A 12077-nucleotide genomic window follows, 5' to 3' on the forward strand; every position below is an offset into this window, starting at 1 on the left:
GGTTATATATAAAAATATATCCGGCTTTTTTATACATTTCTATTCGATTTTAATTAAAAAACTTCTTCTTCCGATAAAACCGTTATTCCAAGTTTCTTTGCCTTCTCCAATTTTGCAGGTCCCATGTTCTCACCGGCAATTACATAATCTGTTTTGCTCGATATTGATGAAACAACTTTTGCTCCCGCAGCATCAAGAAAATCCTTAATTCCGTCTCGACTGAAGTTTTTGAAAACTCCCGAAACCACAACATTTTTATCTTTTAAATCTATTTTTAATTTTGATGTGTCAATATTATTCCCTGAAGAAAAATCTTCAACACTGAAAATTAATCCGTAAGATTTTAATCTGTTAACAATCTCAATATTATCCTCATCACTAAAATATCCGATTATCCCGCCGGCAATAATATCCCCGATTTCATCACAAGCAATAAGATTTTCAAAATCCGCATTAATAATATTATCAATATTTTTGAAATATCTTGTCAGCTTTTTGGAAACAGTTTCTCCGATATGTCTGATACCCAGGGCATATAATACATGATAGAAAGCTCTGCTTTTTGATTCCTCAATTGAATGCAAAAGATTTTCAGTCGATTTTTCCCTCAAACTAATAGTTCTCACAACATTATTATCTTCATCAACAAATTCTCTTTCCAAACCGAAAAGATCTTCATATTCTAAAGTGTAAATATCAGCAATATTTTTAATCAAATCCTTATCTACCAACAAACTGACGGTTTCCTCTCCCATCGTTGAAATATTCATGGCTTTACGGGAAATGAAATGCTCTATTCTACCTTTTATCTGAGGTAAACAACCTTTGATATTCGGACAATAGTGAGCGGCTTCGCCTTCATTTCTAACAAGCTTTGTTGAGCAAGCCGGACAATATTCGGGAAATTCAATTTTTCTGCTTCCTTCTCTACGTTTACTGACTTCCACGCCTGTAATCTTCGGAATTATTTCACCGCCTTTTTCAACGTAAACAAAATCATGTTCGTGTAAATCAAGTTCTTCAATGATATCTGCATTATGCAGCGAAGCTCTCTTAACGGTAGTTCCGGCCAACAAAACTGGAGCAAGATTTGCAACAGGAGTAATTGTTCCGATACGTCCTACCTGATAAGCAACACTTAACAATTCAGTAAGCGCAGCCTCGGCTTTAAACTTGTATGCAATTGCCCATCTGGGAACTTTTGCCGTAGAACCCAATTCATCTTGTAAAGCAAAATCATTAACTTTAACAACAATTCCATCTGTATCAAACTCAAGTTCTTTACGATGAGCATTCCAATAATCAATAAACTCGAAAACCTCATTAATGTTTTTACATTTCGCCATAAAATCCGAAACTTTGAAACCCCATTTTCGCGCTTCTCTCAGGCTGTCGTAATGATTAGAAGTATTTGATTCTTCCGAGATTACGGAATACGGTTTAAAATCAAGATTTCTACGGGCTACTTCTTTTGAGTTCTGAAGTTTGATTGTCCCCGATGCGGCGTTTCTCGGATTTGCAAATGTTTGATCGCCGGCATCTTCTTTCTCGGCATTTAATTTAAGAAAAGAGCTGTGTGGCATAATTACCTCACCCCTAATACATAAATTTTTCGGATAATCTCCAACAAGTTTCAAAGGAATTGTACGAATTGTTTTAATGTTAGCAGTAACATCATCACCGACAATTCCGTCTCCGCGAGTAATGGCATGAGTTAGAATACCGTTTTCATATATTAAACTGATTGCCAGTCCATCATATTTCAGTTCACAAACATATTCAAAATCACCATCAATAGATTTTTTAAGTCGGTTGTCGAAATCCGTTACTTCCTCCTGACTGTAAGTATTTGCCAGTGAAATCATCGGAAATTCGTGTTTAACCTGTTTGAATTTTGAAGTGATAAATCCGCCCACACGTTGAGTAGGAGAATCGGGAAGTTTATGTTGAGGATATTCTCTTTCCAGAGCTTCCAACTCTTTCATCATCATATCATACTGATAATCTGAAATAATCGGATCAGAATTAACATAATATCTCCTATTATGTTCATTCAGCTTATCAGTTAACTCCTGAATTTTTTGTTTTATATCTTCCATATTATTGTTCACTTAAGAGATAACCGCCGCCTTCACCGCCTTCAGGTCCAAGTTCGATTACATAATCAGCACATTTTATGACATCTTTATTATGCTCAATTATAATTATTGAATGGCCTTTCTCAACTAAAGCATTGAAAGCACTCATTAACTTATTAATATCATGAAAATGTAAACCTGTAGTCGGTTCGTCGAAAATAAACAATTTCGAATTGTTGGTTTCGCTTTTTGCTAAGAAATATGCCAACTTTACGCGTTGCGCTTCACCACCGGAAAGTGTATTTGACGATTGTCCCATTTTTAAATAACCCAAACCGACATCTTGTAAAGATTTCAACTTTTGAGTAATTCTTTTCTCGATAGCAGCAGTTCCTTTTTCAAAAAGTTCAACAGCTTGATTTATCGTCATTTCAAGAATATCAAAAATAGAATATCCTTTATATTTTACGTCTAAAATTTCTTCCTTATATCTTTTTCCGTCGCATTCTTCGCAAACCAAAGTAACATCTGCAAGAAACTGCATCTCAACAATAATGAATCCGTCGCCTTCACAATTTTCACATCTTCCGCCGGCAATATTAAAAGAAAAATCTCCCGATTTATACCCGCGCACTACAGACAATTTTTGTTGTGCGAACAAACTTCTGATATCATCAAAAGCACCGATGTAAGTAACGGGATTTGAACGGGAAGAGCGTCCGATAGGATTTTGATCGACTAATTCCACACCGGAAATTGCCTGAAGATCACCGGAAATAGAACTGAATTTACCGGGTTTTCCACCTTCACCAAAATGCCGAGTAAGAGCAGGATATAAAATACTATCTACAAGCGTTGATTTTCCCGAACCGCTTACACCGATGACAACGGTAATCATATTTAAGGGAAATTTTACCGTGATGTTTTTCAGATTAAATTGATTTGCATTATGTACTGTAATGAAATTCTTTATTTTACGTTTCTGTTTAGGAACAGGAACGGATAATTCGCCATTAATATATTTTGCCGTAAGAGTATCCGATTTCATCAATTGCGGAACTGTTCCTGCGAAAACAACTTCACCGCCGAGGCGGCCGGCATACGGGCCAATATCAACAACAAAATCGGCAGCTAAAATAATCTCCTCATCGTGTTCAACAACAATAACGGAATTACCAAGGTCTCGCAGATGTTGAAGAGTCTTAATCAGTCGCTGTGTATCTCGCGAATGTAAACCTACACTCGGTTCATCCAAAATATACATAGATCCCGTAAGATTACTGCCAAGAGCCGTAGCAAGATTTATACGTTGGGATTCACCTCCGGAAAGAGTAGAAGATAATCGATTAAGTGTCAAGTAATTTAATCCCACATCGGACAAAAATTTCACTCTTTGCCTTATTTCTTGAATAACTCTACCGGCAATTTTTTCTTCAGCTTCGGATAATTTTATATTTTTAAAATAATTATTCAGATCCCTAACCGACATATTAACAAAATCATTAATAGTCTTATTATCATACTTCACATATAGGGCTTCTTTTCTCAACCGGCTTCCTTTGCATGACGGACAAGCGGTAAATCCTCTAAAACGAGACGCCAGAACTTTATACTGAATCTTATACGAATTGCTGTTTACATAGTTAAAAAAATCATTAATACCTTCGAAATGTTTTCCGCAACCATTCCAAAGTATATCATACTCCTTATCGGAAAGTTGTTCTATAGGTTTATGAATCGGGAAATTACATTCCCCGGCATTTTCAATTAAATGATTTTTCCATTTCTGCATTTTCTCGCCGCGCCAGCAAACAACGGCATCCTGAAAAACAGAAAGAGTTTTATCGGGAATAACCAAATCTTCGTCTATACCTTGAACTTTTCCTAATCCTTCACAAACAGGACAAGCACCATAAGGATTATTGAAACTGAAAAGATTAGGATTCGGTTGTTCAAAAGTTACACCGTCAATTTCATAATTATTCGAATATGACTCAATAGTAATTTCTGATTCGGAATGTTGATAAACCACAGTGCAATAGCCGTTTCCTTCGTACAAAGCCGTTTCGACGGAATCCGTTAACCTGCGCAAAAGATCTTCATTAGGGGCAGAGTCCTGAATAGCGTGACGATCGACAAGGACTGTAATTTCTTTATTTTTTAAAATATTTTTAATTTCCTCTTTTGATAAAAGAACTTTTTCAATATTTAAAATTTCGATAGGATTTTCAGCATCGTTTTTATTGATTTTCAGCAGTCGTGAATACGCTTGCCCTAGAAATAAATTTAACTGTGCTTCAACAGTTTCTTTATCCGTATTGATTTTAAAGCATATATAACAACGGGTTTTCGGTTCTTTTGAAAGAATTTCCTCTACGATATCATGAGTAGTAAACTGTTTAACTTCCCTACCGGTAATCGGAGAAAAAGTTTTACCAAGCCGTGCAAAGAGTAATTTAAAATATTCATAGATTTCCGTGGAAGTTCCAACGGTAGAACGTATATTTGAAATACTAACCTTTTGTTCTATAGCTATTGCCGGAGAGATTCCGGAGATATTATCCACTTCCGGTTTTGTAATTCTTCCGAGAAACTGGCGCGCGTATGAGCTAAGACTTTCTACATATCGTCTTTGGCCTTCGGCATAAAGAGTATCAAAAGCTAAAGAAGATTTACCTGAACCCGAAACACCGGTAATAACAACCAACTCGTTGCGAGGAATATCAAGAGTTATGTTCTTTAAGTTATTGACTCTCGCCCCTTCTATATGAATATTTTCTGATTCTGTCATTTTGCAAAGATAGGAAATCAATTGAGAATGGGAACCGGAAAATTGAAAGAAGAAGGTAAAGACGGACAACCGGTTTCAATGGATAAATGGATGAAATAGATTAATTGATAAAATAGATAAAGTTGATAAAATGGATGAAATAGATAAAATTTAGTGATTTCTTCGGCTATGATATTTTAATTAACAATTATCATAATCGGTTGATGAAATGTCCAAATATTAATATTATTGTGAAAAGTTTATCAATTGTTCTCTGTACGCTCCGAACATTTTCGATTTGGAGATAAATCCGAGATAAACATTATTTTCATCAATCACCGGTAAATTCCAGGCATTACTTAATTTGAATTTTTTCATCACCATTTCCATTGTATCTTCTTTTTTGATAGCATGCGGTGTAAACCGTATAAAATTGCTAACATGTATTGTATCGTATTTACTATTGTCGAACATAATATTACGAACATCATCCAGCAATACAACCCCAACAAATTTATTATCATGAGTTACAACCGGAAATAAATTTCTATGCGTAGTGGAAATTATTTTCACCAACTCTCCTAAACTTTGTTCCTCATAAACCTTAATGAAATCCGTTTCAATAAGTTGATCCAATTTAAGAAGAGTAAGAACAGCCTGATCCTTATCATGAGTAATAAGATCGCCCTGAATAGCAAGTCGTTTTGTATAAATAGAATTTGGCTCTAATCTTGAAATCAACATATAAGATATTGCCGATGTAATCATTAACGGCATCAATAAATCGTAGCCGCCGGTAATTTCGGCGATGAGAAATATTGCCGTAAGCGGAGCATGCATCACTCCTGCCATCAATCCGCCCATTCCCACCAAAGCGAAGTTTGCTTCGGGTAAAGCAATAATATTGGTTAAATTTATCGCCCGTGCAACCAAGAAACCGCAAATCCCGCCGACAAATAATGTCGGACCGAAAGTTCCTCCGATTCCTCCTCCCGCATTGGTAAAAGACATAGAAACTACTTTCAGAAACATGACGGCAAAAAAGAAAATAAGAACAAATATATTATTCTGACTTATCGAACCGTAAATTGAGCCGTCGAAAACACTCTCAACCTCATTATTTAACAACATTGATAATGAAGAATATCCTTCGCCGTATAAAGGAGGAAATAAAAAGACCAGCAAGCCTATTCCTAAAGCACATACAATTAATCTGATATACGGATTCTTAATACTTTTTACTTTTCCCTCAATACTTAATGTTGAACGAATAAAATAAAAAGACATCAACCCGCAGATTAATCCTAATAAAATGTAATACGGGATATTATCCAAATTGAATGGAGTTGTAGCATTTGTAAATGTAACTGTTTGTCCTAAAAGAAAATACGGAATTAAAATTGCCGTTACCGTAGAAACCAGTAGCGGAACAATAGATGCCAAAGTAAGATCAAACATTAGAATCTCAATTGTAAAGACAATTCCGGCTAAAGGAGCTTTAAAGATTCCTGCCAAACTACCGGCTGCGCCACAAGCCAAAAGCAAAGTTATATGCTTATAGTTCAGATTTAATTTTTGTGCTATTGTTGAGCCGATTGCCGCGCCAGAATGAACAATAGGCGCTTCCGCTCCAACCGAACCGCCGAAACCGATTGTTACGGCACTGGCAACTAAAGGCGTCCAAATTGTTTTCGCACTCAATTTAGATTCCTTACGCGAAATTGAATATAGTATTCTTGTTATTCCATGACTGATATCTTCTTTTGCCACATATTTAACAAAAAGCATTGCTAACAACATCCCGAATCCGGGAAATAATAAATACCATAAACTTGCTGTTCCCGTATCTATCCAATTAGTTAGAACATATTTAATGCCTTCTATTGATAATTTTAGTGCAACAGCAGCCAGTCCGCTACAAAAACCGACAATTACTGCAAGCACAATTAACCTTTGTCTTTCAGGTAAAGAATTAAGGTATGCAATAATTCTAATCTTTTTAAATTTCATTTCAGGAATATTACAATAGGGCTTCTACTCCGGGTAATTTCTTCCCTTCTATATATTCAAGCATTGCTCCGCCGCCTGTAGATATATAACTAATTTTATCCGTAAGTTTATATTTCTTTACTGCCGAAACCGAATCACCGCCTCCTATTAACGAATAAGCACCTTTTTCAGTAGCTTTTGCAACTGCTTCCGCTGTTTTATGAGTTCCTTCCGAAAACTTTTCCATTTCAAAAACTCCCATCGGACCGTTCCATAAGATTGTTTTTGAATTTATAATAATTTCTTCGATTTCTTTCTGGGATTTCGGACCGATATCTAATCCCATCCAACCGTCTTTTATATCACCGGCATCCATAATTTCAGTATTTGCATCTTCTGCAAATTTATCGGCAGCAACAACATCAACCGGAATATATATTTTAACGGATTCTTTCTTAGCTTTTTGAAGAACTTTTTTTGCTATTTCCAAAAAATCTTCCTCAACAAGTGAGTTTCCGATTTTTCCGCCTTCCGCTTTTACAAAAGTAAACATCATTCCGCCACCGATAATAATATTGTCGGCTTTGTTTATCAAATTTTCCACAAGTAAAATTTTATCCGAGACCTTTGCTCCTCCGAGAATAGCAGTAAACGGACGTTTAGCATGAGTCATAACTTCTTCTAAAGCTTCAACTTCTTTCGCCATTAATAATCCGAAAGCCTTATGGTCTTTATCAAAATAATTTGCAATAATTGTTGTAGATGCATGAGCTCTGTGAGCCGTACCGAATGCATCATTAACATAAAAATCTCCCAAGGAAGCCAATTTCTCAGCAAACACTTCATCGCCTTTTTCTTCTTCTTTATGAAAACGTAAATTCTCCAAAAGTAAAACCTCGCCATTATGCAAATTTTTTGCTGCTTCAACAGCAGACTTTCCAATACAATCATCTGCAAATAAAACTTTGGTGTCTAATTTTTGTTGGAGATAATTAACCAAATGTTTTAATGAAAATTTTTCTTCCGGACCGTTTTTCGGACGACCGAGATGAGACATCAAAATGACCGAACCGCCGTCGTCTAAAATCTTATTGATAGTTGGCAAAGCTGCATCAATACGGTTAGTACTCGTGATTTCGAATTTTTCATTTAAAGGGACATTGAAATCAACTCTTATTAAAACTTTCATCCCATTGAAATTAAAGTCGTTAATTGTTTTCATACTAAAGTAATAATTTGCTGCAAAGATAGATAAATAATTGAAAATTGAGAGTTGAGAATTGAGAATTTGTTGTTTACATCATTCCGAAAGCATGCAACATAAATACCCACAAGCATGAACATGTTATGCTCGGGATATTCAAATTAGACATATTATGGTGCCACCCCATAAATCACCTGAGTTTATCAACACGTCATCCAAACAAATAATACAAGAATTGCAACGCATTAAAATTCAAAAAAACAAAATATCAAAATAAAAGTGATAAAGTGAGGGGAAAACAAGAGACATGCAATAATCATAATGCTGTTTATAAAAAACATTTTATCATTCTGTCTAAAAAAACTCAATGCTCTATATATACTATATCTTTCTCTTCAAAATATTCTTCTTCAAAATAACTTGAAATCGGAAATATTCGGTAATTCTTATTAATTGTCTCTAATTCTTCCTTATAATCACCTCCTTTAAGATATAAAATACCATTTGAAAGGGAATTTTTATTCTCTTTCAAAAACTTTCCTGAGGTAAAATTCATAAAATTAGGGAGAGCGGTTACTGCTCGCGAAACAATAAAATCGTATTTACTCCTTAAATCCTCCGCCCTAATTTGTTGACAAGTTACATTAGTAATGTTCAACTCTTTAGATATTGCATCTACAACTTTGATTTTTTTCCCAATTGAATCAATAAGATGAAATTCTACTTCGGTAAAAGCAATTGCCAAAGGCAGTCCGGGAAATCCACCGCCGGTGCCTATATCTAAAACTTTCGTTCCGCTAACAAATTGAATTACTTTGGCAATACTCAATGAATGCAATAAATGATTTATATCAAAATTATCAATATCCTTACGTGAAATAACATTTATAGATGAATTCCAAAGAATAATCTGTTCTTTAAGAAAGTTGAATTTTTTCATTTGCTCTTCGGAAAATTCAGGAAAGTATTTTTCTAATATTTTCATTCTGCAAAAATAGACAGAACCATAAAATTTTCAAAATTAACAAAATCATTTAGCTGTTGATTTATTAACAACATATTTACAGTAACAATGGGTATAAATATTTGTAAGAAAAAAAATATTTTTAAACAATTTGATGTTTTAATTGCCACATTATCAAAGAAATTAATCCTTACATCTTTCACCCTGTTAAAATATTGTTAATAACTGTATACTTTTTTCTTTCGTTTATTTAAACCTATATTATTACTTTAGCAAAATGTAGGTCATGATTTTTTTTGACTTGGATATAGCTAATAAACAATTTTTTACAAAACATCAAATTTAAACAAAATGGGTTCGGATAGTTTATTATTTAATTTAGACGACAATATTACGATTCAAAAAAACGATTCAAAAAATGAATCGGAAAAAGAGACGTATTTACAAAAATTAGAAAACACAAGAGAGGTACCTTCTCTAGTGCAAAAAAACAACGAAAATAAACCTTCCGAAACTACAGGCATTAAGTCTGAAAATAAAAACAATCGAGTGAAATATTCAATAGAAGAAGCTAAAAAAGAAGCAACTAAGTATTTTAAAGGAGACGATCTTGCTGCAGATGTGTGGGTAAAGAAATATGCTCTAAAAGATTCTAACGGCAATATTTACGAAAAAAGTCCCGATGAAATGCACCGAAGAATCGCATCGGAAATAGCACGCATAGAGAGAAACTATACGAATCCTCTCAACGAGGATTTAATTTATGAATTGCTGAGAGATTTCAAATACGTTATCCCGGCAGGCAGTCCGATGGCAGGAATTGGAAATGATATGCAAATATCATCATTATCAAACTGTTTTGTCATCGGTACGGAAGGTGGTTCGGATTCTTACGGAGCAATTCTTAAAATAGATCAGGAACAAGTGCAATTAATGAAACGCAGAGGAGGCGTCGGCCATGATCTCAGCCATATTCGTCCTACAGGCAGTCATGTAAACAATACAGCCCTAACCTCAACAGGAGTAGTTCCTTTTATGGAAAGATATTCCAACTCAACTCGCGAAGTTGCTCAAGACGGCCGTCGCGGAGCACTAATGCTTTCAATATCCATAAAACATCCCGATGCGGAAAAATTCATCGATGCAAAACTAGCTCAAGGTAAAATTACCGGAGCTAACATATCCGTAAAAATAGACGATGAATTCATGAATTGCGTTAGAGAAGGAAAGGAATATATCCAACGGTTCCCTATAGATTCCGAAAACCCTATGTTCACAAAATCTATAAACGCAACCGAATTATGGAATAAAATTATTCACAATGCGTGGGCTTCTGCCGAACCGGGTGTGCTTTTTTGGGATACAATAAAAAACGAATCGGTTCCTGATTGTTACAAAGACTACGGATTCGAAACGGTTTCTACAAATCCTTGCGGAGAGATTCCGCTTTGCCCGTACGACAGTTGCAGACTTATAGCATTAAATCTTTACAGCTACGTAGAAAATCCGTTTACAGATAAAGCATATTTCAATACTGAAAAATTCAAAAAACATGTTCATCTGACCCAGAGAATTATGGATGACATTGTAGATCTGGAAATTGAAAAAGTTAATACGATTCTGAAAAAGATTGAAAATGATCCTGAATCGGAAGAGACAAAACGTGTTGAGCAGAACTTGTGGCTTAAAATTAAAGATAAAAGCGTCAAAGGAAGACGTATGGGAATAGGTATTACAGCCGAAGGAGATATGCTCGCCGCAATGGGTTACCGTTACGGTTCCGACCTCGGAATTGAATTTGCTACTGAAATCCAAAAGCTGGTTGCTTGCGAATCTTATCGTGCTTCTGTTGATTTGGCCGAAGAAAGAGGAGCATTTCCAATTTTCAACTATCAACTCGAAAAAAAGAATCCTCTTATCAATCGTATCGAAAAAGAATATCCCGAAATTATTGATAAAATGGCAAAAGTAGGAAGAAGAAATATTGCCCTGCTTACAATTGCTCCTACCGGCAGCGTTAGTATTTGTACGCAAACAACTTCCGGAATTGAACCGGCATTCATGATTTACTACAAAAGACGTAAAAAAGTGAATCCGAATGATAAAGCGGAACGTATTGATTTTGTTGATAATGCCGGCGATTCTTTCCAAGAATTTAATGTCTTCCACCATAATTTTATCACGTGGCTGAAAGTCAATAATTATGATGTTGATGAAGTTATGAATTATAGTGCCGATGAGCTCGACAAATTGATTGAAAAATCACCATATCATCTTGCTACATCAAAAGATATCGATTGGGTTGCAAAGGTTAAAATGCAGGGAGCTATGCAGAAATGGGTTGATCATTCGATTTCCGTTACTGTAAATATTCCAAATGATGTTACCGAAGATGTTGTAAGTACTATTTACCAAACAGCCTGGGAAAGCGGTTGCAAAGGAATGACTATTTATCGCGACGGCAGCAGGGAAGGTGTTCTTGTTTCGCATGATACGAAAATGGAAGAAACGGCTTTTAAAGAAACTAAAGCGCCGCCACGCCCGCAAAGACTTGAAGCCGATGTTGTAAGATTTCAGAATAATTATGAACAATGGATAGCTGTTGTAGGACTTCTGGACGGCAAACCTTATGAAATTTTTACAGGTAAAGCCGAAGATTTCTGGATTCATCCCAAAATAAGCAAAGGTTGGGTTGTAAAGAATAAAGATTTGAAAAATGGAGTCAGCAGATATGATTTCGAATTTTTAGATCAAGACGGATTCGACGGACATATCAGCGGGCTCTCACGCTCTTTCGATAAACAATACTGGAATTATGCGAAATTGATTTCCGGAATTCTTCGTCATGGAATGCCTTTACCATCAGCTATCAAATTAATTCAAAACATGCATTTCGAAGAAGATCATATCAACACATGGAAAAATGGCGTTGCAAGAGCTTTAAAACGCTATATTCCGGACGGTATGTCTGCCGGAAGAACTTGTCCGGAATGTAAATCTCCTAATTTCGTACTTGTTGAAGGTTGTGAAGTATGTAAAGATTGCGGACACTCGAAATGTGGAGGATAAAAT

At 35.4% G+C, this 12077-nt stretch carries 6 protein-coding genes; 1 reads left to right on the top strand and 5 read right to left on the bottom strand.

Annotated features, from left to right (window positions below; translation table 11 throughout):
- Positions 1–53: 53 nt before the first annotated feature.
- From ligA to rsmG, 5 genes are all read right to left on the bottom strand, one after another.
- Complete coding sequence (gene ligA, locus LBP67_06035) at positions 54–2099, bottom strand: NAD-dependent DNA ligase LigA (protein MDR2084535.1); 2046 nt, start codon at positions 2097–2099, stop codon at positions 54–56.
- Between the two features lies 1 nt (position 2100).
- A complete protein-coding gene (gene uvrA / locus LBP67_06040; GenBank protein ID MDR2084536.1) occupies positions 2101–4869 on the bottom strand; it encodes an excinuclease ABC subunit UvrA in 2769 nt (922 codons plus the stop codon).
- Positions 4870–5094: 225 nt separating this feature from the next.
- Positions 5095–6858, bottom strand: a complete 1764-nt coding sequence (locus LBP67_06045; protein MDR2084537.1) for a chloride channel protein — start codon at positions 6856–6858, stop codon at positions 5095–5097.
- A 10-nt stretch (positions 6859–6868) separates the two neighbouring features.
- The gene (locus LBP67_06050) at positions 6869–8059 is read right to left on the bottom strand and encodes a phosphoglycerate kinase (protein ID MDR2084538.1); all 1191 of its coding nucleotides are present in this window, start codon (positions 8057–8059) and stop codon (positions 6869–6871) included.
- Between the two features lie 346 nt (positions 8060–8405).
- Positions 8406–9026, bottom strand: a complete 621-nt coding sequence (gene rsmG / locus LBP67_06055; protein ID MDR2084539.1) for a 16S rRNA (guanine(527)-N(7))-methyltransferase RsmG — start codon at positions 9024–9026, stop codon at positions 8406–8408.
- A gap of 330 nt (positions 9027–9356) precedes the next feature.
- On the opposite strand from rsmG, the gene LBP67_06060 reads away from it, so the two are divergent.
- Positions 9357–12074, top strand: a complete 2718-nt coding sequence (locus tag LBP67_06060) for an adenosylcobalamin-dependent ribonucleoside-diphosphate reductase (protein MDR2084540.1) — start codon at positions 9357–9359, stop codon at positions 12072–12074.
- The last annotated feature ends 3 nt before the right edge of the window (positions 12075–12077 follow it).

It is taken from the genome of Bacteroidales bacterium (genome assembly GCA_031276035.1).
In the GTDB taxonomy this organism is placed as follows: Bacteria; Bacteroidota; Bacteroidia; order Bacteroidales; family BM520; genus RGIG7150.